This is a genomic window from Reyranella sp., from assembly GCF_017305915.1.
GTDB lineage: Bacteria > Pseudomonadota > Alphaproteobacteria > Reyranellales > Reyranellaceae > Reyranella.
In genome coordinates this window covers 31,142-56,484 of the sequence record NZ_JAFKJN010000023.1, presented here as the reverse complement: position 1 = coordinate 56,484, position 25,343 = coordinate 31,142, and the positions used below count along the sequence as shown (strand labels likewise).

Sequence of the window (25,343 nt, the reverse complement as noted above, 5' to 3'; positions counted from 1 at the left end):
CCTTAACGCCCGGTTGTCACCGCCACGTCTTGCGCTTCTTCCAGCGCCGCTTGCCGCGGGCGCCCTGGTCCTTGATGCCGAGATAGAACTCCTTGATGTCTTCCTTTTCCAGCAGGCGCCGGCAGGTGTCGGCCATGACGATGCGGCCGACCTCCAGCACGTAGCCGTAGTCCGCGGTCTGCAGCGCCATGTTGGCGTTCTGCTCGACCAGCAGGATGGTGACGCCGCGCTCGCGGTTGATGCGCACGACGATCTCGAAGATGTCCTTCACCAGCTTCGGGCTGAGGCCGAGCGACGGCTCGTCGAGCAGCATCACCTTGGGCCGCGCCATCAGGGCGCGGCTGATCGCCAGCATCTGCTGCTCGCCGCCCGACAGCGAGCCGGCGCGCTGGTCGGCGCGCTCCTTCAGCACCGGGAAGTAGCCGAACACCGCCTCGAGGTCCTGAGCCACGCCGTCCGAATCGCGGCGGGTGTAGGCGCCCATCGCGAGGTTCTCGCGCACCGACAGGAAGGGGAAGACCTCGCGGCCCTCCGGCACGTGGCTGATGCCGAGCCGCATCACCTTGTCGGGATCCATGCGCTGGATCTCGCGGCCGTCGAATACGACATTGCCCTTCTGCGGGTCCATCACGCCGCACACGGTCTTGAGCACCGTCGTCTTGCCGGCGCCGTTGGCGCCCAGGATGGCGACGATGCCGCCGTGGGGGACGTCGAACGAGACGCCGCGGATCGCCATGATCGGCCCGTAATAGGTCTCGATGTTGCTGACCTTGAGGATCGGCTCAGCCATGGGCGGCCTTTTCCTCCCCATTCAGATGGGGAGGTGTCGCGGTAACCCCCGACGGAGGGGTCATGGGCGACGGCACGCTGATGCTTCTGACCCCTCCGTCAGCGTAAGACGCCGACACCTCCCCATATGAATGGGGAGGAGAAGAGAGCGACGCTTTCTTCGGCATAGTCACCCTCCCAAATACGCGCGGACGACTTCGGGATGCGCCTGCACCTCGGCCGGCGTGCCGGTGGCGATCGGTCGGCCGTAGTTCAGCGCCATCACCCGGTCGGACACCGCCGAGACCAGGCTCATGTCGTGCTCGACCATCAGCACGGTGATGCCGAGCAGGTTCTTGATGTCCTGGATCCAGAACGCCATGTCCTCGGTCTCCTCGACGTTGAGGCCGGACGATGGCTCGTCGAGCAGCAGCAGCTTGGGATCGGTGCACAGCGCGCGGGCCAGCTCGGTGACCTTGCGCACGCCATAGGGCAGGTTGACGATCAGGCTGTCGCGATATTGTTGCAGGTCGAGGAAGTCGATCGCCTTCTCGACCGCCTCGCGATGCTCCATCTCCAGGCGCCGCACATACGGCAGGAACAGGAGCTCGGAGAAGAAATCCGAGCGCTTGTGCGCATGCCGCGCCAGCAGGAGGTTCTGCAGCAGCGTCGCATGCTCGAACAGCTCGATGTTCTGGAAGGTGCGGGCGATGCCCAGCGCCGCGATCAGGTGCGGCGGTACGTTGGTGATGTCGCGCCCGGCGAAGGCGAGCTTGCCGCCGCTCGGCTCGTAGATGCGGCTCACCAGGTTGAAGATCGTCGTCTTCCCGGCGCCGTTCGGGCCGATGATGGTGAAGACCTCGCCCTGCTCGACGTCGAAGCTGACGCCGTCGACGGCCTTGATGCCGCCGAAGTTGATCGAGAGGTTGTCGGCGCTGAAGAAGCTCATCGCAGCCGCTCCGACCGCATGTACGTCTTCTGGCGCTTGAAGGTCGATGCCTTGTACATCGGGAAAGTCGAGAAGAAGAGCTTGATCTTGAGCCAGCGCCCGTACATTCCGAGCGGCTCGAGCAGGATCACCAGCACCAGGATCAGGCCGAAGATGCCGGCCTCGACGCCGGGCTTCTTGAGGAACTCGCCGATCGCGGTGCCCAGCATGCCGATCACCCTGAGCCCGGTGTTCGCGGCGAGCTGGTTCATGCTGTCGGGGATGCCGTCGCGCAGGATGGCGATCAGGGGCGGCAGCAGCGCCACGAAGATCGCGCCGAACACCGCGCCGTGCAGGGAGCCGAGGCCGCCGACGATCACCAGCAGCAGGAACTGGATCGACAGCAGGATGGTGAAGATGTCGGGCGCGAGGTAGCCGATCTTGTGCGCGAACAAGGCGCCGGCCAGGCCCATCACCGCGGCGGAGTAGGCGAAGGCCATCGACTTGTAGATCGCGAGGTTGACGCCCATCGATTGCGCGGCGATCTCGCTGTCGCGGATGGCGACCCAGGCGCGGCCGGTCGGGGCGCGCAGGAGATTGCGCGTCAGCCACAGCACGATCACCAGGAAGAACAGGCAGAGGAAGTAGAACGACCGGCCGTCGTCGAAGGCGAAGCCGAAGATCACCGGCACGTCGACCTTCATGCCGGCGAAGCCGTGGGTCACCGATTCCCAGCGGCTGAACACCTCCTGGATGATGACCGAGAAGGCGAGCGTCGCGATCGCGAGATAGATGCCGGTCATGCGCAGCGCCGGCAGACCGACGATCAGGCCGCAGGCCGTGGTGATCACGACCGCAAGCACCACGGCCACGATCCAGGGCGCGCCGTGCATGATGAAGTAGGCGTGGGCGTAGGCCCCGATGCCGAGGAAGGCCGCATGGCCCAGCGACACCAGGCCGGTGTAGCCGACCAGCACCATCAGCGAGACGCCGCAGATGCCGTAGATGAACACCCAGGAGATCTCGCCGACCGAGTAGTCGTCGAGCAGCAGCGGCAGGACGAGCACGGCGACGGCGAGCAGGCCGTACCAGAAGGCATCGACCTTGTCGCGGAAGATGCGGATGTCCTGGTTGTAGGAGGTCTTGAACGGGAAGCGCATGACCGCCTACACCTTCTTGCGCGCGAGCGAGCCGAACAGGCCTTGCGGCCGCACGATCAGCATCAGCAGCAGCACGATGTAGGGCGCGGTGTCCTTGAAGCCCTCCGGCAGGGTCGCGCCGGCATAGAGCTCGATCAGGCCGATGATGATGCCGCCGATCAGCGCTCCCGGGATCGAGCCGAAGCCGCCCAGCACCGCCGCCGCGAAGGCCTTCAGCGCCACCGCGAGGCCCATGTTGATGTCGATCAGCGTGACCGGCGCCAGCAGGATGCCGGCAGCCGCCGCGACGCCGGCCGAGATCGCCCAGATCAGCGAGAAGATCAGCTTCACCGGAATGCCCATGTAATAGGCGGCGAGCTGGTTCTGCGAGGTCGCCTGCATGGCGACACCGATCCGGGTGTGGTTGAAGAAGGCGTAGAGCACGCCGCACAGCACCAGCGTGCCGAACACGATCGACAGGTACTGGTGGCTCAAGGTGACGCCGCCGACCGTCCAGACGCCGCCGAACGGTGTCGGCAGGGTGTAGATCTCCGAGCCCCAGGTGACGCTCGCGAAGGTGCGGAACATCGCGCCGAGGCCGATGGTCAGCATGACGACGGCGAACTGCGGCTGGCCGATCACCTGGCGCAGCACCACGCGGTCGAGCAGGGCGCCGAACGCGCCGACCGCGACCACGGCGATCAGGAAGCCCAGCCAGTAGTCGAGGCCCCACCAGACGACCGACATGTAACAGACGAAGGCGCCCAGCATGAGCAGGTCGCCCTGGGCGAAATTCACCAGCTCGGTCGCCTTGTAGATCAGGACGAACCCGAGGGCGACCAGGCCGTAGATGCAGCCCACCGCCAGCCCGTTGAGGGTCAGTTGGAGAAAAATAACCAGTTTCCAGCCCCTGCAGACGTGCGGTCTGTTGCCGCGTGTTGCCTGCCAATATGAACGGCTGTTCAGCAGTGTCAACGAGCGATACGCTGTTCCAATGTCCGAAAACGAATCGCGGCGCGTCGCCCTGCCGGAAGCGGTGCCGGCGAGCCCGTTTTACACGGAAGAGCACGTGGCCTTCCGCGCCACCGTCCGACGCTTCGTCGACCGCGAGCTGATGCCTCACGTCGACCAGTGGGACGAGGCCGAGGAGTTTCCGCGCGAGCTCTACAGGAAGGCGTCGGCCGCCGGCCTGCTGCAGCTCGGCTTCCCGGAGGAATATGGCGGCGTCCCGACCGACCCGTTCTTTGGCATCATCAAGGCCGAGGAAATGGCGCGGCACGGCAGCGGCGGCCTCAACGCCAGCCTGAACAGCCACACCATCGGCTGCCCACCGATCGCGGCGCTCGGGCCGGAATGGATGAAGCGCAAGGTGCTGCCCGAGGTGCTGGCGGGCGACAAGATCAGCGCCCTCGCCATCACCGAGCCGAGCGGCGGCTCCGACGTCGCCAACCTCCGGACCACGGCGCGGCGCGAGGGCGGCCACTACGTGGTCAACGGCTCCAAGATGTTCATCACCTCGGGCGTGCGCGCCGACTACTTCACCGTCGCGGTGCGCACCGGCGGGCCGGGGGCGGGCGGCGTGTCGCTGCTGCTGATCGAGCGCGACCGCGCGGGCTTCTCGCGCACCAAGCTCAAGAAGATGGGCTGGTGGGCCTCCGATACCGCACAGCTCTTCTTCGACAACGTCAGGGTGCCGGTCGAGAACCTGATCGGCGTCGAGAACAAGGGCTTCATCGGCATCATGCTGAACTTCAACCAGGAGCGGCTGGGCATGTCGGCCGGCGCCTGGGGCTATGCCAAGGTCTGCCTCGACGAGGCGATCGCCTATGCCCGCGAGCGCCACACCTTCGGCAAGCCGCTGATCGCCAATCAGGTGGTGCGCCATCGCCTCGTCGACATGGCGATGCGCATCAACGCGGTGAAGTCGACGCTCGAGCTGCTGGCGTATCGCGTGGGGCAGGGCGAGAAGCCGGTAGCCGAGATCTGCATGCTGAAGAACCTCGCCACGTCGGCGATGGAGTTCTGCGCCAACGAGGCGATGCAGATCTTCGGCGGCGCCGGCTACCTGCGCGGCGCCAAGGTCGAGCGCATCTACCGCGAGACCAAGGTGATGGCGATCGGCGGCGGCTCGGTCGAGATCATGAAGGACCTCGCGGCCCGGCAAATGGGGCTGTAGGAAGAGTAAAGATCCCTCGCTGCGCTCGGGATGACAGCCCCCTTTGTCATCCCGAGCGCAGCGAGGGATCCTTAGCGTTCAGGAGCACGGTATGGCCAACCCTCCACTCACCACCCCCGACGAGCGCGTCGCGTTCTTCCAGCAGCTCTTCTCCGATTCCATCCCGCACAACAAGGCGCTCGGCATCAAGGTGCTGGCGGTGGCGCGCGGGCTCGCCTCGATGCGCCTCGACTGGCGCAGAGAGCTCGTCGGCAACCCCGAGACCGGCGTGCTGTCCGGTGGCCCGATCACCGCGATGCTCGACAGCTGCTGCGGCATGGCGGTGGCGACCCTGCTCAAGGAGCCGAAGCCCTTTGCTACCCTCGACCTGCGCATCGACTACGCCAAGCCCGCCGACCCCAAGAGACCGGTGATCGCCGAGGCCGAGTGCTATCGCATCACCCGCTCGGTCGCCTTCACCCGCGCCTTCGCCCACCAGGGCGATCCCAAGGATCCGGTTGCGGCTGCGGCGGGCACCTTCATGCTCGGCACCAAGGGCGAGGCGACCAAGGCGCAGATGGTGAGCCGGGGGCTCCGCCAATGAGCACCAGCAGCCTGATCAAGCGCCTCGACGAGGCACGCAAGAAGGGCGACGTCGCCCGCCTCGCCGAAGCAATCCCTTACGCCAAATGGATGCACATCGCGCCGGAGAACACGATCGGCGAGCTGCTGACCCGCATGCGCTATCACGAGGCGCTGATCGGCAACACCCATCTGCCGGCGATCCACGGCGGCACCCTGGGCGCGCTGCTCGAGATGGCGGCGATCTTCCATCTCTTGTGGGAGACGCGCAGCAACACCGTGCCGAAGATCGTCAACATCACCGTCGACTACCTGCGCTCAGCCGGCCCGCGCGACGTGATCGCCGCGGCCAAGGTCACCAAGCAGGGCCGCCGCATGGTCAACGTTTTCGCTGAAGCCTGGCAGGACGACCGCTCGCGTCCCGTCGCCTCGGCGTCGGCGCACTTCCTGGTGCAGTCCGACGACGAGCCGTCGTCACTCTGAGAGGCGCGGGCTGAGCCTGGCCGGCAGGCGCCAGCCCAGGAACAGCACGATCAGGCCGCCGATCGCCGCCACGAAATAGACGTTGCGCAGCGACAGGGCCATTGCCGTGATCAGCGAGCTGATCTGCTCGACGCCGAGCGCCTGACGCAGGCCCGGCTCCATGAGCTGGTCGGCGACGTGCGGCGCATCGGGAGCGTAGTGGGCGAGGCCGGCATTGAGCAGCGCGCCGAACAGGGCAGCGCCGGTCGATTGGCCGACGATGCGCATGAACATGTTCGACGCGGTCGCGGCGCCGCGCTCGCGCAGGGCCGCCGCGGCCTGCACCGAGACCAGATAGGTCGTGTTGCACGAGCCCATGCCGAGCCCGACCAGCAGCGCACCGAAGACCGGCCACGCGAGGCCGCTGTGCGGCGTCATGACGACCAGAACAAGGCTGCCCAGCGCCAGCATGGCGCCGCCCAACATGGCGCTTGCCCGGTAGCTGCTCCGGAGCATCAGGCGGCCGGCGCCGACGCTCGCCACCGCCCAGCTGATCGACATCGCCGCCACCACCGCGCCGACCGCCGACGCGCCGCGGCCCATCACGCCCTGCAGGTAGGTCGGCAGGAAGCCGGTCACGCTCATCATCACCGCGCCGATCGCGAAGCTGCCGAAGTTGCCGAGCGCGATGACCTTGTTGGTCCAGAAGCGGATCGGCAGCATCGGCGCCGGCGCATGGCGCTCGTGCCGCACCAGCGCCCAGAGGGCCGCGATGCCGATCACGGTGCAGGTCACCAGCAGCCAGAGCGGGATCTGCGCCGCCTGGATCATCGCCAGCATCAGCGCGCCGGCGCCCACCGTCAGCAGCAGCGAGGCGACGATGTCGACCGACGGCGGCTTGTGCTGCGGCTGCTCGCGCAGGAAGGCGCCCAGCATCGCCATCGCGATGGCGCCGATCGGCAGGTTGACCCAGAACACCGCCGACCAGCTCGCATGCTGCACCAGGTAGGCGCCGAGGGTCGGGCCGATCACTGCCGAGATGCCGAACACGCTCGACAGGTAGCCCTGGACCTTGGCCCGTTCGGTCGGGGTGTAGACATCGCCGACGATGGCGTAGGCGACTGGTTGCACGGCGCCGGCGCCCATGCCCTGCAGGGCGCGGAAGGCGATCAGCCAGTACATGTCGTGCGCGAAGCCGCACAGGGTCGAGCCGATAAGGAAGATGCCGGCGCCGGCGAAGAAGACGTTCCTGCGGCCGTAGAGGTCGCTCAGCCGGCCGTAGATCGGCACGCTCACCGCCTGGAACAGCAGGTAGGCGACGAACACCCAGGAGAAGAGGTGGAAGTCGCCCAGCGAGCCGACGATGCTGGGCATCGCCGTGCCGACGATGGTGTTCTCCACCGCCGCCATGAAGGTCGCCATCATGCAGGCCGCCAGGATCAGGTGGCGGCGTCCGCTGACAACCGGCGTGTCAGCCGGGGCGTTTGGAGAGGTCGATGCCATAACGTTCGGCGTTGCGCTTCATGTAGGCCTCGCGCGGCTCGACCGCAACGCCGCGCGCCGCTGCATCGACCATGTCGAGGAAGGTGTGCCAGCCCATGGCGTTCAGCTTCACGAAGGCTTCGAGCACCGGCAGATGCGTCAGCGTCAGCCTTCCGCCGTCGAGCTCGAGCGTGAGATAGGACTCAGGGTAGTCCGATTCCGTCTGACCCGGCATGAAGACATTCCAGGTATACGCGAGCTTCTGCTGCGGTTGGCACCGCGTGACGGTTCCCTTGATGTGACCGCCCATCAGGCTGACCACACCGCCGACGCGGGCTTCGATCCGTCCGTCCTCGCCGTACCAGCCCGGCAGGCGTGTGGCATCGGTCAGCACCGCCCAGATCGTTGCCGGTGCAGCGTCGATGGTCCGGTCGAAGCGCACCATATGCGCATGGGTGAATTGCGCGTCTGCCGTCATGGACTTTCTCCGCTCATGCAGTAAACAACGCCCGCCATGGATTTCGATTCCCTCCGCACGGAACGTGACGACGTGGTGCGCGACCAAGCTTCCTTCGAGGCCTACCGCGCACCGGGCGACCTGATCGATTCAAATCACCCGAAAATCCTGTCCTATGCAAGACAGGTCGCGGGCGACGGCAGTGACCGTGAACGGGCGTTACGCCTCTATTACGCGGTGCGCGACGACCTGCGGTACGATCCCTACAACACGCCGATGAAGCGCGACGCCTATCGCGCCAGCACGACCCTGGGGGCGGGGCACGGTTATTGCGTCAACAAGGCCGGGCTGATGGCGGCGGTGTGCCGTGCCGTCGGCATCCCGTCGCGGGTCGGCTATGCCGACGTGCGCAACCACATGACGACGAAACGGCTCAGCGAGCTGATGGGCAACGATACCTTCTATTACCACGGCTACACCGAGGTCTGGCTCGACGGCCGCTGGGTGAAGGTGACGCCGGCCTTCAACAGGGAGCTGACCGAGAAGTTCGGCCTCAAGCCGCTCGACTGGGACGCCTCGAGCGATTCGATCTATCACCCCTACGATCTCAGCGGCCGCCGGCACATGGAGTATCTCGCCTATCGCGGCGTGTTTGCCGACATTCCGTTCGACGAGATCCGCGACGCTTTCCGCCATTACTACCCGCGCATGACCCTCGAGCAGGAGAAGATGCCGCTGGGCGGCTCCCTCGGGGGCGACTTCGGCGCCGAAGGTGCTGCGGAAGCGACCAGGAAGTGAAGGTCGCGCCGCGGTCCGCCGCCTATCTCGCGCTCCTGATCTCGCTGTCGAGCTTCGGTCCGCTGACCATGAGCATCTACACGCCGGTCATGCCGCTGATCGGCAGCGACCTCGGCGCGGGCCCCGATGCGGTGAAGTTCACGCTCACCACCTACATGCTGGGCTTCGCCGTCGGCCAGCTCTTCTACGGCCCGCTCAGCGACCGCTTCGGCCGCCGGCCGATCGTCCTGCTGGGCGTCGCCTTCTTCACCCTGACGACGTTCGGCTGCGCCTTCGCGCCGTCGATCGCCGGCCTGATCGGCTTGCGCATCCTGCAGGGACTGGGCGCGGCCTCGGGCGCGGTGCTGGGCCGCGCGCTCCTGCGCGATGCCTACGACGCCAAGGAGATGCCGCTGGTCATGAGCTGGATTGCGCTGGCGATGAACGTGTCGCCGGCGATCGCTCCGTCGATCGGCGGCTTCCTCGGCCAGCAGTTCGGCTGGCGCGCGACCTTCTGGTTCGTCGGCGGCTTCAGCGTCCTGTTGTTCGTCGCGGTGGCGCTGCTGCTCGGCGAGACCAACCGCTTCCGGAGCACCAAGGTCGATCTCGCCAACCTGACCCGCGGCTCGGGCGAGATGCTGCGCAACCCGCGCTTCCTGGGCTACGTGCTGACGCTGGGCTTCGCCTTTGCCATCAACTTCGGGATGCTGGCGGGCACCCCCTTCATCCTGCAGGACAAATTGGGCTTCTCGCCGCGCGAGTTCGGGCTGATCGTGCTGCTGTCGGTGAGCGGCTTCACCGCCGGCAATTTCGCCAACAACCGCCTGGTTGGCCGCGTGCAGCCGGTCGCGCTGCTGCGCATCGCCGGCTGGTTCCACGTCGTGGCGCTGATCGTCATGGCGGCGCTGTCGCTGGCAGGCATCCAGACCTGGTGGGCGATCATCGGCCCGCACATGGTGCTGAGCTTCGGCTCGGGCATGATCGGCCCCAACGCCAGCGCCGGCGCGGTCAGCCTCTATCCGCGGCTGGCCGGCACTGCCTCGTCGTGGGTCGGCCTCGCCCAGATGGGCATGGGCGCGCTGGGCACGGTGATCGTGGCCGTGCTGACCGCGATCGGCAGCGACTACTTCGCCATGCCGCTGGTGGTCGGCCTGCTGCCGTTCGCGATCGCCACCGTGCTGGCGGCGCGTCTGATCACGGTCACACCGCTCGCGCGATGAGCTCGACCGGCGCGAACACGCCGGCTTCGAGCAGCGCCCGCATGTTGCCGACCTTCTGGACGGCAGTCTCGCCCATCACGACCGGCGGGCCGCCTGTCCGCTGCTGCATCGACTGCAGCCCGGCCTCACGCCGGTTGCGCTCCTTCACGACCTCGAAGCCCGCTTCTTTGAGTGCGGCTTTGTACGCTTCCGGCGTGGCGATGTGGTTGGTCGCAGGCTCCGACGACCACGGCACGGGATAGCTGAAGGTACCGTCGCTCTGGCGCATCGCGTCGTAGATCGCGAACACGCCGCTGGGCTTCAGCACGCGGCGGATGCCGGCGAAGACCGGCTTCTTGTCGGCGATGTTCATGCCGACATGGATCATGTAGGCGCCGTCAAAGCTCGCTGCGTCGAAGGGCAGGGAGCCGGCGCTCGCCTGCCGGAACGAGACCTTGTCGGCCATGCCGACCCGCTTCGACAGCGCCTTCGCGACCTCGACATATTCCGCAGTGAGGTCGATGCCCTCGACCTGCCAGCCGCGCTCGGCGGCAAAGAAGCGCGCCGGGCCGCCGATGCCGCAGCCGACATCGAGCACCTTGGCGCTGGCCGGCAGGTCGATCTGCTCGCCCAGCGCGGCCGTCGCGGGCCGCCCGCCGATATGGAACTCGTCGACCACGGCGAGATCGGCGTAGGTCAGCGTCTCCAGGTTCTTGCCGGCGCGCTGCACGGCGGCGAGCAGTGCGGCTTCCAGGTTTCCGTGGGTGTAGTGCTGGGAGACGGTTTGCTCGAGGCTCATGCTTTCCTCCGCCGGGCGGCCGGGCTAAATCCTCGCGCAGGATTGCGAGGAGAGGAAATACCTATGGCGAACATGCTGAAAGACAAGGTGGTGCTGGTCACCGGCGCCGGCGGCGGCATCGGTCGCGAGATGGCGCTGCTGGCTGCCAAGGAAGGCGCCAAGGTGGTGGTCAACGACCTGGGCGGCGCCGTCGACGGCGAGGGCTCGGGCAACGCGACCCCGGCGCAGAAGGTCTGCGACGAGATCGCGGCGGTCGGCGGCAAGGCCGTGCCCAACGGCGACAGCGTGGCCGATCCGGCCGGTGCCGAGCGCATGGTCAAGGCCGCAGTCGAGAACTTCGGCCGCATCGACGGCGTGATCAACAATGCCGGCATCCTGCGTGACCGCATCTTCCATCGCATGAGCCACATGGACTGGAAGATGGTGATCGACGTGCACCTCAACGGCTCGTTCAACGTCAGCCGCGCCGCCGCCAACTACTTCAAGGAGCAGAAGTCGGGCGCCTTCGTGCACTTCACCTCGACCTCGGGCCTGGTCGGCAACTTCGGCCAGGCGAACTACTCGGCGGCGAAGATGGGCATCATCGGCTTGTCGCGCTCGATCGCGCTCGACATGGCGGCGTTCAACGTCCGCTCCAACTGCATCTCGCCGTTCGCCTGGACGCGCATGATCGGCACCATCCCCGCCGACACCGACGCGCAGAAGGCCCGCCTCGAGCGGTCCAAGAAGATGACCCCGGCCAAGGTCGCGCCGATGGCGGTGTTCCTGCTGAGCGACGCGGCGCAGGAGGCCGGCATCACCTCGCAGATCTTCGGTGTGCGCATGAACGAGATCATGCTGTTCAACGCCAACCGCCCGGTGCGCTCGGTGCACAATTCCGAGGGCTGGACCTTGGAGGCGATCGCCGAGCACGCCGTGCCGTCGATGAAGCCCTACTTCACCGACCTCAAGCGGTCGCCCGAATATTTCACCTGGGATCCGGTCTGATCATGGCCACGCCTGCGCGCAAGAACGAACCGAAGATCGATGCCGACGACGTCCTCGCCGGCATCGTCGAATGGGTGTCGATCGAGAGCCCGAGCCACGACGCCAGGTCCGTCAACAAGGTGGTCGACCATGTCGAGGGCCAGTTTCGCGACCTCGGTCTGAAGCTCGACCGCATCCCCGGCCGCGACGGCTTCGGCGACATCCTGGAGTGCAAGACGACGCCTGACATGAGCCAGCAGGCCGACGGCAAGGGCATCCTGGTACTGGCGCATCTCGATACCGTCCATCCGATCGGCATGATCGAGAAGGACCTCAAGATCCGCCGCGAGGGCGACAGCATCTTCGGGCCCGGCATCTACGACATGAAGGCCGGCGGCTACATCGCTTACTACGCGCTGCGCCACCTGATCCGGCAGGGCAAGAAGACCAGGCTGCCGGTCACCTTCCTGTTCATTCCGGAAGAGGAGGTCGGCAGCCCGACCTCGCGCGCCCGCATCGAGGACGCCGCCCGCGGCCACAAGTACGCGCTGGTCATGGAGCCCGGTCGCGACGGCGACCGCGTCGTCACCTCGCGCAAGGGCGTCGGCCGCTTCACGCTCAAGGTGAAGGGCGCCGCCAGCCATGCCGGCGTCCGCCACCAGGACGGCCGCAGCGCCATCGCCGAGATGGCGCGGCAGATCGTCCGCATCGAAGCCAAGACCGACTACGAGCGCGGCATCACCTGCAATGTCGGCCTGATCACCGGTGGCACCGGTGTCAATGTCGTGCCGGCGGAATGCGTCGCCGAGGTCGACCTGCGCGTGCCCTCCCAGCAGCTCGCCGAGGAGATGACGCACTGGTTCCTGGGCCTCGAGCCGATCGGCAAGGACGTCGAGCTGACGGTCACGGGCGAGATGAACCGGCCGCCGTACCAGAAGGATGCCGGCATCGCGTCGCTGTTCGAGAAGGCGCAGGCGATCTACGCCGAGATCGGCAAGGAGCTGAACGACGTGCCGCTCACGGGCGGCGGCAGCGACGGCAACTTCACGGCGGCGCTCGGCATCCCGACGCTCGACGGCCTCGGCGCCGACGGCAAGGGCGCGCACGCCGCCTACGAGCAGATCTACTATTCGTCGCTGGTGCCGCGGACCTATCTCTGCACGCGCCTGCTCGAGACGCTCGACTGATGACCACCGTCTATCATGCGACGAACACGCGCTCGATGCGCGTGCTCTGGGTACTGGAAGAGCTGGGCGTGAAGGCCGAGATCAAGAGCCTGCCGTTCCCGCCCAGCAAGCTGCAGCCCGACTATCTCGCGGTCAATCCGACCGGCACGGTGCCGACGCTGGTCGATGGCTCGGTGCGGCTCACCGAGTCGATGGCGATCTGCGAGTACCTCGCGGCGAAGCACCACTCGTCGCTGCTGGTCGGCCCCGGCGATCCGGCGCGCACCGACTTCGTGCAATGGCTGTGGTACGGCGAGTCGACGCTGATGACGCCACTGTCGCGCATGGCGACGGTCGGCCGGCTGCAGCGCAAGGGCGCCGACATCGATGCCGTCCTCGAAGACGCGCGCGGCAATGCCGGCGTGCGCCTGACCGCGCTCGAGTGGCGCCTCGAGGGCCGCGACTTCCTGGTCGCGGGGCGGCTCACGCTGGCCGACATCTCGGCCGGCTATCCGCTGCACCTGGTCGGCCTGTTCGGCATGGATCGTCTGCTCGGGCCGCGTTCCACGGCCTATCGCGAGCGCCTGCGCGCGCGTCCGGCCTATCAGCGGGCGATCGCCGTTCCCTGACCGACCGCGCGGGCGGCGGCCTGCATGTCGTGAGCGAGATCGATGGCATGCGCGCGGCCGAGCTGGCCGCTGATGCCGACCGCCGCGATGCCGCGTGACAGAGCGCCCCCGTCCAGCACCGGCACCGAAACGATGGTGACGCCCGCGATATAGGTGTCGCGGTCGATGCTGTAGCCCTGGCGGCGCGTCGTCTCGACCTCCTTGCACCACGCCGGCCAGCTCGGCGCATTGTCCCAGCGCAAGGCCTTGAAGCGCTTCTCGAGCTCGGCGGGCGGATGGCTGCCGAAGGCGGCGACGCAGCGGCCGGTGGCGCTGATCAGGGTGGGGAAACGGCTGCCGACATCGACATGCAGGCGGACCGGCGCCGCGCTGCGCGACAGCGCCACCACGATCATGTGCTGCAGGTTGGGCAGCTCCAGGCCGATCGCGGTGACGCCGTAGCGCTTCGACAGGGCGTCGAGATGCGGCTGCACCCGCGGCGGGAAATCGTCGCTCTCCAATGAAGCGCGGGCGAGCGCCAGCGTGCCCGTGCCGAGCGTGTAGCGCTTGTCGGCGTCGACCTTCACCAGCTCCTCGGCGACCAGCACCCGCAGGATGTGCAGCGCCGTGCTCGGCACCAGGTCGAGCGCGTCGGCGATCGTCTTCATCCCCATCGGCGCGCGGGTGCGGCCGAGCAGGCGGAGGATGGCGATGCCGCGCGAGAGGGCAGGGACGGCGCGAACGGTCATGATTGTCTATATACAATTAAAAATGCCTCTGGACAATCAACCCATGGCGAAGGCACCTTCGCGCGCGATGAAGCTCACCGACTTCACGAGTTACGCCGACGCGCAAAAGCATTTCGCGAGCGCCAGGCTGTGGGAGCTGTTCGACGGCGACCGCGAGCGGCTGAACATCGCGCACGAATGCATCGACCGGCATGTCGCCAAGGAATCTGGGGGCGAGAAGACTGCCGTTATCGTCGTTAAGGCGGCCGGCGGCGAGGAGGTCCTGAGCTACCGCCAGATCAGCGAGGACTCCGCGCGCTTCGCCCATTGGCTGGTCGCCAAAGGCGTCGTGCCGGGCGACCGGGTAGCGATCAAGCTGGAGCCGTCGCGCGGCTTCTATGCCGCGGTGTTCGGGGCGATGAAGGCCGGTGCGATCGCGGTGCCGCTGTTCACGCTGTTCGGGCCCGACGGCGTGAAGCTCAGGGTCGAGGACTGCAAGCCGAAGCTGCTGATCGAGAGCGACGATTTCCTGGCCGAGCTCGCGGCCTATCCGGCGACCTTCACGCCCAATACCCGCGGCGACGATCTGGCGATCTTCCAATACACCTCGGGCACCACGCGCGAGCTGCCGGAGGCGGTGAAGCACACCCATCGTGCCATCGTCACGGTGATGGTGGCGGCGCTCTACGGCACCGGCTTGAGGCCGGGCGACCGGTTCATCTGCCCGTCGTCGCCGGCCTGGGGACACGGGCTGTGGCACGGCACGCTGGCGCCGCTCGCCATGGGCCTGACCATCGGCTGTTACGCCGGCAAGTTCGACGCGGCGCGGCTGTTGCAGGCGCTGGAGCAGCATCGCTTCACCAACATCTCGGCGGCCGCCACGCACTACCGCATGATGCGGGTGTCGGGCGCGGCGCCGAAGCATCGCTACTTCCTCGAGAAGACCTCGTTCACCGGCGAGCCGATCGACGGCGAGACCGCCGCCTTCTGCGAGGCCGCGTTCGGCCGGCCGATGTGCAGCATGTACGGCACCACCGAGATCGGTGTGATCCTGGTGAGCTATCCCGGCGCGCCGGACTTCGCGGTGAAGCCGGGTTCGCTCGGCAAGGCGATCCCGGGCGGCAAGGTCGAGGTGCAGGACGGCGAGGGCAAGCCGTGCCTGCCTGGTGTCACCGGCGAGATGAAGGTGTGGCGACGCGACAAGTGGATCGCGACCAAGGATCTGGGGCGCACCGACGAGGACGGCTATTTCTTCCACGGCGGCCGGGCCGACGACGTCATCATCTCGGCCGGCTGGACCATGAGTGCCATCGAGATCGAGGACGCCGTCCTGAAGCATCCCGACGTGCGCGAGGTCGGCGCCGTCGGCGTGCCGGACAAGCTGCGCGGCCAGGTGGTGAAGGCTTTTGTCGTCGCCGACCGCCCGGGCGACGACGGTTTCACCCGGGAAATCCAGGATCTCGTGCGGCAGCGGCTCAGCCAGCACGAGTATCCGCGCCTCATCGAATTCGTGACCGAGCTGCCCAAGACGCCGGCCGGCAAGGTCAACCGCAAGATCCTACGCACGAAAGGTTAGAGAGATGGAACGCAGCTTTCCCAAGATCACCGAGGAAGGGCTCGACGCGCTGCGCCAGCGCATCGGCGTCAAGATCGGCCAGACCGCCGAGCCGTGGTGCCACGAGGCCACCCGCGACAACATCCGCCACTACGCCCACGGCATCGGCGACGACAATCCGCTGTGGTGCGTGCCGGAATACGCGAAGAAGACCCGGTTCGGCGACGTGATCGCGCTGCCGTCGTTCCTGTTCACCACCAGCCGCATCATCTCTGGGTACGTCGGCGGCCTGCCGGGCATCCATGCCATGTGGTCGGGCTCGGACTGGCACTGGCACAAGACGGTCAACCGCAACGACGAGATCGCCACCGAGGCCTGGCTCAAGGACCTGATCGTCCACGACACCAGGTTCGCCGGCCGCGCCGTGCAGCAGATCTATCACGTCGATTTCTTCAACCAGAAGGGCGACCTCGTCGCCGGCGCCGACAGCTGGTGCTTCCGCACCGAGCGCGACCACGCGCGCGAGAAGGGCACCAAATACAAGGAGCTGAGGCAAAAGCCGGTGCGCCGGTATTCCGACGAGGAGCTCGCGGAAGCCAACAAGCTCTATGCCGAGGAGAAGATCCGCGGCGCCACGCCGCGCTACTGGGAGGACGTGAAGGAGGGCGAGGCCCTGCCGACCATGGTCAAGGGGCCGATGACCGTGACCGGCTTCATCGCCTACGCCCAGGGCTGGGGCGGGCTCTACATCCGCGCCAACAAGCTCGCGTGGAAGCTCCAGGACGCCCATCCCGGCCTCGGCATCAAGAACCGCTTCGGCATCCCCGACTGCCCCGAGCGCGTGCACTGGGAGGAGGAGTTCGCCCACGAGGTCGGCGCGCCCGGCGCCTACGACTACGGCCCCGAGCGCGCCTCGTGGCTGACCCATCACATGACCAACTGGATGGGCGACGACGGCACCCTGCGCAACGCGACCTGCAAGATCCGTCGCCACAACCCGGCGGGCGATATCCTGTTCATCAAGGGCAAGGTGACCGCCAAGTACGTCGAGGACGGCCGCCACCTGGTCGCGATCGAGCAGGAGGCGCGCCAGCAGGACGACGAGCTGTCGATCCTCGGCACCGGCATCGTCGAATTGCCGAGCAAAGCAAGCAAGTAATCGAGGGAAGGGAGAGAAACCAATGAGGCGGGTGGTCTTGGCTTTATCGCTGCTGCTGATGTTGGCATTGCCGGCGGCGGCGCAGAATTATCCCAACAAGCCGGTTCGCATGATCGTGCCGTACCAGGCGGGGCAGGGCACCGACGTGGCGGCCCGCTTCGTCGCCGAGCGGCTGGGCAGCGCGCTCGGCCAGCAAGTCATCGTCGACAACAAGCCCGGCGCCGGCGGCAACATCGGCACCGAGGCGGCGGCGCATTCGCCCAACGACGGCCACACGCTGCTGATGGGCACGGTCGCCACCCAGACGATGAACGAGTTCCTCTATCCGTCGACCGGCTACGACTCGGCGAAGGACTTCGTGCCGGTCATCCTGGTCGGCATGCTGCCGATGGTGATCTCGGCCAATCCCGAGTTCAAAGCCGGCACGATCCAGGAGCTGATCGCTGCGGCCAAGGCGCAGCCCGACAAGATCAACATCGCGCTGCCCAGCACGACCGCGCGCCTGGTCTACGAGCTGTTCAAGGCCAAGACCGGCGCGCCGCTGTTCGGCGTGCCCTACAAGGCCTCGGCGACGGCGATGACCGAGACCATGGGCGGCCAGGTGCCGCTGATCATCGACACCGCGACCGCCACCCGCGGCCACGTCCAGTCGGGCAAGCTCAAAGCCATCGCCATCACCACGCTGAAGACCAGCGAGCTTTTGCCCGGCGTGAAATCGGTGGCGGAGCAGGGCGTCGACAGCTTCGAGGTCACCGCGTGGGCCGCGATGTACGCGCCCGCCGGCACGCCGAAGGAGATCGTGACCCGGCTCAATGCCGAGGTCGCCAAGATCCTGGCGCTGCCGGAGACCAAGCAGCGCCTGCTGCAGCTCGGCTTCGACGTCGCCGGCGGCTCGCCCGAGCAGCTCGGCGCCTTCGAGAAGCAGGAACGGGCCAAGTGGGGCCCGGTGATCAAGGCGGCCGGGCTGAAGGCCGACTGAATGGTGAAAGGGCGCGCCGCGATCGTGGCGCGCCCTTCCGTCAACGGCTACTTGGCGACGTCGTAGCGGTCGAGGTTCATCACCTTGGTCCACGCCGCGACGAAGTCGCTGGCGAACTTCTCCTTCGCGTCGGCGGTGCCGTAGACCTCCGCCAGCGCCCGCAGGACCGCGTGCGAGCCGAAGATCAGGTCGACGCGCGTGCCGGTCCACTTGACCGCCTTGGTCTTGCGGTCGCGGCCCTCGTAGACGCCGTCCTGGCCGTTGGGCTGCCACTCGGTGGCCATGTCGAGCAGGTTGACGAAGAAGTCGTTGCTGAGCGTCCCCGGCTTGTCGGTGAAGACGCCGTGCTTGGACTTCCCGGCGTTGGCGCCGAGCACGCGCAGGCCGCCCACCAGCACCGTCATCTCCGGCGCCGAGAGGGTCAGGAGCTGCGCGCGATCGACCAGCGCTTCCTCCGGCGCCATGAGCGAGCCGCCGTTGGTGTAGTTGCGGAAGCCGTCGGCGCGCGGCTCGAGCGGCGCGAACGAGTGCGCGTCGGTCTGTTCCTGCGAGGCATCCATGCGGCCCGGCGTGAAGGAGACCCTCACGTCGATGCCGGCGTCCTTGGCGGCCTTCTCGACCGCGGCGTTGCCGCCGAGAACGATCAGGTCGGCCAGCGACACCTTCGCGGCCCCGGTGTTGAATTCCTTCTGGATCGCCTCGAGCTTGCCGAGGACGGTCTTGAGCTCGGCCGGCCGGTTGATCGCCCAGTCCTTCTGCGGCGCCAGGCGAATGCGCGCGCCGTTGGCGCCGCCGCGCTTGTCGGAGCCGCGGAAGGTCGAGGCCGACGCCCAGGCCGTCGCGACCAGGTCGGAGACCGAGAGGCCCGAGGCCAGGATCTCCTGCTTGAGCGACGCTGCGTCGGCATCGCCGATCGGCGGATGATCGACCTTGGGGATCGGGTCCTGCCAGATCAGCATCTCCTTCGGCACGAGCGGGCCGAGGTAGCGCTGGATCGGTCCCATGTCGCGATGCGTGAGCTTGAACCAGGCGCGCGCGAACGCGTCGGCGAGCTGCTCGGGATGCTCGAGGAAGCGCCGCGAGATCTTCTCGTAGGCGGGATCCATCCTGAGCGACAAATCGGTCGTCAGCATGGTCGGCACGTGCTTCTTCGACTTGTCGAAGGCGTCGGGGATCGTCGCCTCGGCGTTCTTCGCCTTCCACTGCTGGGCGCCGGCCGGGCTCTTGGTCAGCTCCCATTCGTACTTGAACAGGTTCTCGAAGAAGTGGTTGCTCCACTTGGTCGGCGTCTGCGACCAAGTGACCTCGGGGCCGCCGGTGATGGCGTCGGCGCCGATGCCGGTGCCGTGCTTGCTCTTCCAGCCGAGGCCCTGGTCCTCGAGCGCGCCGCCTTCAGGTTCGGGGCCGATGAGTGACGGGTCGCCCGCGCCGTGCGCCTTGCCGAAAGTGTGGCCGCCGGCGATCAGCGCGACGGTCTCCTCGTCGTTCATCGCCATGCGGGCGAAGGTCTCGCGGATGTCCTTGGCCGCCGCGACCGGATCGGGTTTGCCGTTCGGCCCTTCCGGATTGACGTAGATCAGGCCCATCTGCACCGCGCCCAGCGGGTTCGCCAGCTCGCGCTCGCCGCTGTAGCGCTCGTCGCCCAGCCAGGTGCCTTCCGGACCCCAGTAGAGCTCTTCCGGCTCCCACTGGTCGGGGCGGCCGCCGGCGAAGCCGAAGGTCTTGAAGCCCATCGATTCGAGCGCGACGTTGCCGGCGAGGATGTAGAGGTCGGCCCACGACAGCTTGCGGCCGTACTTCTGCTTGATCGGCCACAGCAGGCGCCGCGCCTTGTCGAGGTTGGCATTGTCCGGCCAGCTATTGAGCGGTGCGAAGCGCTGCTGGCCGCCGCCGGCGCCGCCGCGGCCGTCGGCGATGCGATAGGTGCCGGCGCTGTGCCAGGCCATGCGGATGAAGAGACCGCCATAGTGGCCGAAGTCGGCCGGCCACCAGTCCTGCGAATCCGTCATCAGGGCATTCAGGTCCTTGATCACGGCATCGAGGTCGAGGGTCTTGAACTCCTTGGCGTAGTCGAACGACTCGCCCATCGGGTTCGACTTGTCGGAGTGCTGGTTGAGGATCCGGAGGTCGAGCTGATTCGGCCACCAGTCGCGATTGGTGTGCGCGCGGCGCCCGCCGCCGCCATTGAACGGGCACTTGCTCTCACTCATGTTGTTTCTCCGCAGTTTAGAACGTATCTAAACTAGTAGGCCCCCGCTCTGGGCGATTCAAGCCCTCCCGCGAGAAAAAGCCAGTATCGAATGGTTAATACGCAGCCGTGAACCTTTTGCGGACGTGCCGGGGCGTCTCGATCTCGTCGAGGATGGCGATGGCGAAGTCCTCGCGGCTGATCCGGCTCTCGCCCTGGCTGCCCTCGACCAAGTGGTCGAGGCCGAGGCGGAACTTGCCCGTGCGTTCGCCGGGCTGGATCGAGGCGGCGGGGGAGATCGCCGTCCACTCGAGGTCGTTTGCCTTCTTCATCTCCTCGAAGGCGAGGGCTGCGGGCTTCGAGGTCGGCGGCTGGATGCCCTTCTCGGCCATGTGCTCGAAGTGGGTGCGGCCGTCCTTGCGGATCAGGCTGCCGGCGCCGATCACGAGCAGGCAGCGCTTCACGCCCGACTTGCGGATGGCGTCGAGCACCCGGTGAATGTCGGCCTCGTTCCACTTCACCGACACGATCGCTGCGTCATGGCCCTTCAGCGCAGCGGCGGTCGCGGCGACGTCGGCGATGTTGGCGGCCTTCGCCGTCATGCCGGAACGGGCGCCGAGCTTGTTGGCGGGATCGCGCGAGGTCGCGGTGACGGTGTGGCCGCGGCGCAGCGCCTCGTCGAGGACGCGGCTGCCGATCCCCCCGGTGGCGCCGATCAAGACGATGTTCATGCCTTCGTTCCCTTCAGCACGTCGCGGATCGCCGCGACCGTATCGTTGGGCGCTTCCTGCGGCACGTTGTGGCCGACCCGCGGGATCATGCGCCGCTCGTAGCCGCCGGTGAACTTGGCCGATCCGCCGTCGCGGTCCGACGCGGGACCGACGCCGTCGGCAGCGCCGTGCAGGTTGATGGTCGGCACGGTGATCGTCGGCTGGGCCTGCAGTTTCGCCTCGATGCCGAGGAGCGCCGGGTCGCCCGGCGCGTAGCCATAGCGATGGCGATAGGACTGGATGACGACGGGCACGAAGTCGGGATTGTCGAACGACCGGGCGCTCGCTGCGAAGGTCGCGTCGTCGAATTTCCATTCCGGCGACCACAGCTTCCAGAGCAGCCGGCAGATGTCGCGCCGGTTCTGGGTGAGACCGGCCTCGCCGCGCGCCGAGTGGAAGTAATACTGGTACCAGAGCCGGTGTTCCTGCGCCGCCGCAGCGGGTTTCGCCGAACCCTCGATGTCCTGGAGATTGTAGCCGGTGCAGCTCACCAGCCCGCGCACCCGCTCGGGCCACAGCGCCGACACGATGCAGGCAGCGCGGCCGCCCCAGTCGTAGCCCATCAGGGTGGCGCGCCGGATGCCGAGCGCATCCATGAACTGCAGGAGATCGTTGCCCAGCGCGGCCTGCTCGCCCGAGCGCGGAGTATCGGCCGACAGGAACCGCGTCGGGCCGTAGCCACGCAGATAGGGGACGAGCACGCGGCAGCCGTCCGATGCGAGAGGTGGTGCCACTTCGTCGAAGCAGCGCGGGTCGTAGGGGAAGCCGTGCAGCAGGATCACCGGCGCGCCGTCGGCCGGGCCGTGTTCCTCGTAGGCGATCTCGAGCGTAGGGGTGCGGACTGATTTCATCATGCGAGTTTAGACCCTCCCCCGTCATCGGGGGAGGTGGCGCGGTAATCCGCGACGGAGGGGTCATGAGTCCCGCATAGCAAGACTCTTGACCTCTCCGTCGGTGTATGACGCCGACACCTCCCCCGATGACGGGGGGATTGTTTGACAGAGTCGTGTCCCACGCCCACGCTTCCCGCAAAACAGGAGGAAGCATGGCCCGGTTCGACCGCGTCATTCGCGGCGGCATGATCGTCGACGGCAGCCGCCTGCCGCGCTTCCGCGGCGACATCGGCATCAAGGGCGGCCGCATTGCCGAGATCGGCCAGTTGCGCGCCGACGATGCCGACGAAGTCATCGACGCCGACGGCCTGATCGTGGCGCCGGGCTTCGTCGACCTGCATACGCATTACGATGCGCAGCTCTTCTGGGATCCATACTGCACGCTGTCGTCGTGGCACGGCATCACCTCGGTGGTGATCGGCAATTGCGGCTTCGGCTTCGCGCCGGTGCGGCCGGCCGAGCGCGAACGGGCGATGCTGACCATGACCCGCGTCGAGGCGATCCCGATGGCCTCCATGCAGCAGGGCATGCCGTGGAGCTGGGTGACGTTCCCCGAGTTCCTCGACGCCGTCGATCGCGCCCCCAAGGCCGTGAACATCCTGCCCTACGTGCCGATCTCGCCGCTGCTGATCTGGGTGATGGGCTTCGAAGCTGCCAAGGCCGGGCAGCGGCCGACGCCGGAGCAGCACGCCGAATTGCGGCGTCTTCTGAACGAGGCGATGGATGCCGGCGCCTGCGGCTGGTCGGCCCAGCGCATGCTGCCCACCGGTCCGGCGGCGGTGCAGCGCGACCATGACGGCTCGCCGATGCCGACCGACGTCATGCACGACGACACCTGCCGCGAGTTCGCCAAGGTGCTGGCCGAGCGCAACGACGGCTTCATGCAGATGCTGCTGGTGTCGGGCGACAATGCGCGCGACCGCGCCTTCTACGAGGAGATGGCGACGCTCAGTGGCCGGCCGATCATCATGAACGTGGTGCAGGCCTTCGACGACCGGCCGCACATCCATCGCCGCATCCTGGAATGGCTCAACGGTTGTCGGGAGCGCGGAATCCGCGTGGTCGGGCAGGGGCTGACGACCGATGCCGGCTTCACCTTCACCTTCGAGGAGTGGAACCTGTTCGACGACCAGCAGGTCTGGTGCGACGCCACCACCGGCACCCGCGAGGAACGGCTGGCTAAATTGGCCGATCCGGCGCGCCGGCCGGCGCTGCGCGAGAAGCTGCCGGTCACTGCGACCGGCCCGCTGCCGCAGATCGCAATCGTCGGGCCCAAGCTCGAGAAGAACAAGCAGTGGCTCGACTACACGCTGGCTCATGCGGCCGAGAAGATGGGCAAGCATCCGGTCGACGTGATGCTCGACATGGCGGTCGAGGAGGATCTCAAGACCGAGTTCTTCGCCGCCCCGCCCAACGGCAAGATCGAGCACCTCAAGGAGATCGTCGACGATCCGTACATCCTGTTCGGCGTGTCCGACGGCGGCGCTCACACCAAGTTCCTGACCGCCGGCCGCTATCCGACCGAGACGCTGTGCAAGGTGGTGCGCGAGCACAAGATGATCTCGCTCGAGGAGGCGCACTGGCGGCTGTCGGCGCTGCCGGCCGAGGTCGCGGGTTTCCGCGGCCGCGGCGTGCTGAAACCCGGCGCGCCGGCCGACATCGTGGTCTACGACTTCGATGGCTTGCGCGTGGTGCCCGACGAGATCGCGCACGACCTGCCGGGCGGCGAATGGCGGCGCATCCAGCGCGCCGAGGGCTACAGGTACATCCTGGTCAACGGCTGCATCACCATGCGCGACGGCCGGCCGACCAACACGCATTCGGGCAGGCTGCTGCGCCATGGCGCTTGAGATATCCAAGCTGCTGACGCCCGAGCAGGTCCAGCGCCTGCGGGCCAAGTCGAACGTGATTGGCGCGCTGCTGGTGCTGCATGCCTGGGCACTGATCTTCGGCAGCATGGCGCTGTTCGCGTGGTGGCCGAACCCGTTCACCTTCCTGCTGGCGGCGATGGTGATCGGCGCGCGCCAGCTCGGCATCGCCATCCTGATGCACGATGCGGCGCACGGGCTGCTGTTCTCGAATCGGCGGGCCAACGAATGGGTCGCCACCTGGCTGTGCGCGGCGCCGGTCTTCACCAGCCTGCAGCTCTATCGGCCCTATCACCTGACGCACCATCGCCATACGCAGCAGGCCGAGGATCCCGATCTCGGCCTGTCGGCGCCGTTCCCGATCACGCGCAGAAGCCTGTGGCGCAAGGTCGCCCGCGATCTCACCGGCCGGACCGCCTACCAGCGCCGGTTGGCGCAGTTCCGCCGCGGCCTCACCGGGGAGTGGAAGTCCTTCGTCGCCAACCTGGTGCTGCTCCTTGGCCTGGCGGCAGTCGGCTACTGGTGGCTCTATCCGCTGCTCTGGCTGATGCCGCTCGCGACCTGGTACCAACTGGTGAGCCGCATCCGGAACATCGCCGAGCACGCCGTGGTGCCGGACGACGACGATCCTCTGCGCAATACCCGCACGACGCTCGCCAATTTCTTCGAACGGTTGTTCGTGGCGCCCTACTGGGTGAACTACCACCTCGAGCACCATCTCTTCCTGTTCGTGCCCTGTTGGCGCCTGCCTAAGGCGCATCGCGCCCTGATCGCGGCGGGCTTGCGCGAGCGCATGGAGATCCAGCCGGGCTACGCCGCCGTGCTCAGGCTCGCGACCTCACGCCAGGACGAGGACGCCTCTCGGCGCGGGCCGCGCGGCGCGCAGCGCATCTAGAAAGCCTGTTGATAAGTCGCGCCGACGAATCGGCATTATGGGCAATGGACCGCGATTCGAAGGCGATGAATCGCGGCGTTTTGTGGCGTCCATTGCCCATAATAGGTGTTTGCCGCGCTCACCCTTAGGCTGCGGCGATGTTCGAGTATCTCCGCATCCGCATCCTCATTCGCCGGTGGCTGACGCCGTTTCTATCGACAGCGGCAAAAAACGGCGAAAACGGCTTAAAACCGTCGAAGACGGTCCGTTTGGTCGGTTTACTTCGCCGCGCAGGGATGGATGTTCATGTCCGGCCCCAGGTCGTAGGGCGGCGGGACCAGCGCCAGGCTGGTTGCCTTGGGATCGAGCGCCCATTCGAGCGCGCGCAGGCTGCGCGAGCAGAACTCCTTGTCGACCGGCGCCTTCTGCGCGGTGCGGTTGGCGAATTCGGTCACCACCACGTCGACATTGAAGCGCTTGCGGCGGGAGAGGTCGTTGAGTGCGCGGCCGTTGGTGGCCAGCTCGGGTGTGAACTTGTCGAGGAAGCTCCGATAAGAGCCTTCGTAGGCGCGGCCGCCGCCGGCGGTCTGGCACTGCAGGGTGGCAACCGTCAGCTCCTGGTGCAGCATGCGGGCCTGCATGATGGCGAGATCGGCTTCGTTGTAGCAAGTGGCGCGGTTGGCCGCGGCGGGCGGCGAGGGTGGGGAAGGAGCGGCGTAGTCGGGCGCGGCGGGTTTCTTGACCGGAGTGGCCGTGCGCGGCGTGCAGCCGCTGAAGCCGCTGATGGCCAGCCCGGCCGTCACCAGTACCGCCGCTTGCACAAGCTTGCCGATCATCCGCT

At 67.3% G+C, this 25,343-nt stretch carries 25 protein-coding genes; 13 read left to right on the top strand and 12 right to left on the bottom strand.

Annotation, left to right across the window (positions count from 1 at the left end):
- Positions 1 to 16: 16 nt before the first annotated feature.
- From J0J01_RS22560 to J0J01_RS22545, 4 genes are all read right to left on the bottom strand, one after another.
- Positions 17 to 790 carry an ABC transporter ATP-binding protein gene (locus J0J01_RS22560; protein WP_296384787.1) on the bottom strand — a complete coding sequence of 258 codons (774 nt, stop codon included), beginning with the start codon at positions 788 to 790 and terminating at the stop codon, positions 17 to 19.
- Between the two features lie 168 nt (positions 791 to 958).
- A complete protein-coding gene (locus J0J01_RS22555; RefSeq protein ID WP_296384784.1) occupies positions 959 to 1,717 on the bottom strand; it encodes an ABC transporter ATP-binding protein in 759 nt (252 codons plus the stop codon).
- Complete coding sequence (locus J0J01_RS22550) at positions 1,714 to 2,856, bottom strand: branched-chain amino acid ABC transporter permease (RefSeq protein ID WP_296384782.1); 1,143 nt, start codon at positions 2,854 to 2,856, stop codon at positions 1,714 to 1,716. Before J0J01_RS22550 ends, J0J01_RS22555 begins: the two co-directional genes overlap by 4 nt.
- A 6-nt stretch (positions 2,857 to 2,862) precedes the next feature.
- Complete coding sequence (locus tag J0J01_RS22545; protein ID WP_296384958.1) at positions 2,863 to 3,717, bottom strand: branched-chain amino acid ABC transporter permease; 855 nt, start codon at positions 3,715 to 3,717, stop codon at positions 2,863 to 2,865.
- Positions 3,718 to 3,829: 112 nt separating this feature from the next.
- Here J0J01_RS22545 and J0J01_RS22540 point away from each other — a divergent pair, with 112 nt between their 5' ends.
- The 3 genes from J0J01_RS22540 to J0J01_RS22530 all read left to right on the top strand — a co-directional run bounded on the left by J0J01_RS22540 (position 3,830) and on the right by J0J01_RS22530 (position 6,055).
- Positions 3,830 to 5,011 (top strand): acyl-CoA dehydrogenase family protein, encoded by a 1,182-nt coding sequence (locus J0J01_RS22540; protein ID WP_296384780.1) that lies wholly within the window; start codon positions 3,830 to 3,832, stop codon positions 5,009 to 5,011.
- Between the two features lie 91 nt (positions 5,012 to 5,102).
- The gene (locus J0J01_RS22535) at positions 5,103 to 5,594 is read left to right on the top strand and encodes a PaaI family thioesterase (protein WP_296384778.1); all 492 of its coding nucleotides are present in this window, start codon (positions 5,103 to 5,105) and stop codon (positions 5,592 to 5,594) included.
- Positions 5,591 to 6,055: a PaaI family thioesterase gene (locus J0J01_RS22530; protein ID WP_296384776.1), complete on the top strand. Its 465-nt coding sequence runs from the start codon at positions 5,591 to 5,593 to the stop codon at positions 6,053 to 6,055. The genes J0J01_RS22535 and J0J01_RS22530 overlap by 4 nt, the downstream gene beginning before the upstream one ends.
- Here J0J01_RS22530 and J0J01_RS22525 read toward each other — a convergent pair.
- Complete coding sequence (locus tag J0J01_RS22525) at positions 6,047 to 7,459, bottom strand: MDR family MFS transporter (RefSeq protein WP_296384775.1); 1,413 nt, start codon at positions 7,457 to 7,459, stop codon at positions 6,047 to 6,049. The genes J0J01_RS22530 and J0J01_RS22525 overlap by 9 nt on opposite strands.
- 46 nt (positions 7,460 to 7,505) lie before the next feature.
- The gene (locus tag J0J01_RS22520; RefSeq protein ID WP_296384773.1) at positions 7,506 to 7,994 is read right to left on the bottom strand and encodes an SRPBCC domain-containing protein; all 489 of its coding nucleotides are present in this window, start codon (positions 7,992 to 7,994) and stop codon (positions 7,506 to 7,508) included.
- A 36-nt stretch (positions 7,995 to 8,030) separates the two neighbouring features.
- Between J0J01_RS22520 and J0J01_RS22515 the strand changes: the two genes are divergently transcribed.
- The gene (locus J0J01_RS22515; RefSeq protein WP_296384771.1) at positions 8,031 to 8,771 is read left to right on the top strand and encodes a transglutaminase-like domain-containing protein; all 741 of its coding nucleotides are present in this window, start codon (positions 8,031 to 8,033) and stop codon (positions 8,769 to 8,771) included.
- Positions 8,768 to 9,970: a multidrug effflux MFS transporter gene (locus tag J0J01_RS22510; protein WP_296384769.1), complete on the top strand. Its 1,203-nt coding sequence runs from the start codon at positions 8,768 to 8,770 to the stop codon at positions 9,968 to 9,970. Before J0J01_RS22515 ends, J0J01_RS22510 begins: the two co-directional genes overlap by 4 nt.
- Here the strand turns inward: J0J01_RS22510 and J0J01_RS22505 are convergent.
- A complete protein-coding gene (locus J0J01_RS22505) occupies positions 9,951 to 10,748 on the bottom strand; it encodes a class I SAM-dependent methyltransferase (protein ID WP_296384767.1) in 798 nt (265 codons plus the stop codon). The genes J0J01_RS22510 and J0J01_RS22505 overlap by 20 nt on opposite strands.
- Before the next feature lie 63 nt (positions 10,749 to 10,811).
- Here J0J01_RS22505 and J0J01_RS22500 point away from each other — a divergent pair, with 63 nt between their 5' ends.
- From J0J01_RS22500 to J0J01_RS22490, 3 genes are read left to right on the top strand one after another with little or no spacing between them, the layout of a single operon-like run.
- Positions 10,812 to 11,735: an SDR family NAD(P)-dependent oxidoreductase gene (locus tag J0J01_RS22500; protein ID WP_296384766.1), complete on the top strand. Its 924-nt coding sequence runs from the start codon at positions 10,812 to 10,814 to the stop codon at positions 11,733 to 11,735.
- A 2-nt stretch (positions 11,736 to 11,737) separates the two neighbouring features.
- Positions 11,738 to 12,901 (top strand): M20 family metallopeptidase, encoded by a 1,164-nt coding sequence (locus J0J01_RS22495; protein WP_296384764.1) that lies wholly within the window; start codon positions 11,738 to 11,740, stop codon positions 12,899 to 12,901.
- On the top strand, positions 12,901 to 13,509 hold the full coding sequence (locus tag J0J01_RS22490) for a glutathione S-transferase family protein (protein ID WP_296384762.1): 609 nt from the start codon (positions 12,901 to 12,903) through the stop codon (positions 13,507 to 13,509). Before J0J01_RS22495 ends, J0J01_RS22490 begins: the two co-directional genes overlap by 1 nt.
- Here the strand turns inward: J0J01_RS22490 and J0J01_RS22485 are convergent.
- Positions 13,485 to 14,237, bottom strand: a complete 753-nt coding sequence (locus tag J0J01_RS22485; protein WP_296384761.1) for an IclR family transcriptional regulator C-terminal domain-containing protein — start codon at positions 14,235 to 14,237, stop codon at positions 13,485 to 13,487. The genes J0J01_RS22490 and J0J01_RS22485 overlap by 25 nt on opposite strands.
- A gap of 43 nt (positions 14,238 to 14,280) precedes the next feature.
- Here J0J01_RS22485 and J0J01_RS22480 point away from each other — a divergent pair, with 43 nt between their 5' ends.
- From J0J01_RS22480 to J0J01_RS22470, 3 genes are read left to right on the top strand one after another with little or no spacing between them, the layout of a single operon-like run.
- Positions 14,281 to 15,792: an acyl-CoA synthetase gene (locus J0J01_RS22480; protein WP_296384759.1), complete on the top strand. Its 1,512-nt coding sequence runs from the start codon at positions 14,281 to 14,283 to the stop codon at positions 15,790 to 15,792.
- Positions 15,793 to 15,796: 4 nt separating this feature from the next.
- Positions 15,797 to 16,930, top strand: coding sequence for a MaoC family dehydratase N-terminal domain-containing protein (locus J0J01_RS22475; protein ID WP_296384758.1), 1,134 nt, complete (start codon positions 15,797 to 15,799; stop codon positions 16,928 to 16,930).
- 22 nt (positions 16,931 to 16,952) lie between these two features.
- Positions 16,953 to 17,909 carry a tripartite tricarboxylate transporter substrate binding protein gene (locus J0J01_RS22470; protein WP_296384756.1) on the top strand — a complete coding sequence of 319 codons (957 nt, stop codon included), beginning with the start codon at positions 16,953 to 16,955 and terminating at the stop codon, positions 17,907 to 17,909.
- A gap of 47 nt (positions 17,910 to 17,956) precedes the next feature.
- Here the strand turns inward: J0J01_RS22470 and katG are convergent, their stop codons facing one another.
- The 3 genes from katG to J0J01_RS22455 form a co-directional block, all read right to left on the bottom strand.
- Entirely contained in the window at positions 17,957 to 20,119 is a 2,163-nt protein-coding gene (gene katG, locus J0J01_RS22465; protein WP_296384755.1) for a catalase/peroxidase HPI, read from the bottom strand.
- Positions 20,120 to 20,213: 94 nt separating this feature from the next.
- Positions 20,214 to 20,828, bottom strand: a complete 615-nt coding sequence (locus tag J0J01_RS22460) for an NAD(P)H-binding protein (RefSeq protein WP_296384753.1) — start codon at positions 20,826 to 20,828, stop codon at positions 20,214 to 20,216.
- A complete protein-coding gene (locus J0J01_RS22455) occupies positions 20,825 to 21,718 on the bottom strand; it encodes an alpha/beta hydrolase (RefSeq protein WP_296384956.1) in 894 nt (297 codons plus the stop codon). The genes J0J01_RS22460 and J0J01_RS22455 overlap by 4 nt, the downstream gene beginning before the upstream one ends.
- 194 nt (positions 21,719 to 21,912) lie before the next feature.
- On the opposite strand from J0J01_RS22455, the gene J0J01_RS22450 reads away from it, so the two are divergent.
- Positions 21,913 to 23,610 carry an amidohydrolase family protein gene (locus J0J01_RS22450; protein ID WP_296384752.1) on the top strand — a complete coding sequence of 566 codons (1,698 nt, stop codon included), beginning with the start codon at positions 21,913 to 21,915 and terminating at the stop codon, positions 23,608 to 23,610.
- Complete coding sequence (locus J0J01_RS22445) at positions 23,600 to 24,523, top strand: fatty acid desaturase family protein (protein WP_296384750.1); 924 nt, start codon at positions 23,600 to 23,602, stop codon at positions 24,521 to 24,523. Before J0J01_RS22450 ends, J0J01_RS22445 begins: the two co-directional genes overlap by 11 nt.
- A 257-nt stretch (positions 24,524 to 24,780) precedes the next feature.
- On the opposite strand, the gene J0J01_RS22440 is transcribed toward J0J01_RS22445, so the two are convergent.
- Entirely contained in the window at positions 24,781 to 25,338 is a 558-nt protein-coding gene (locus J0J01_RS22440) for a hypothetical protein (protein WP_296384748.1), read from the bottom strand.
- Positions 25,339 to 25,343 lie beyond the last annotated feature (5 nt).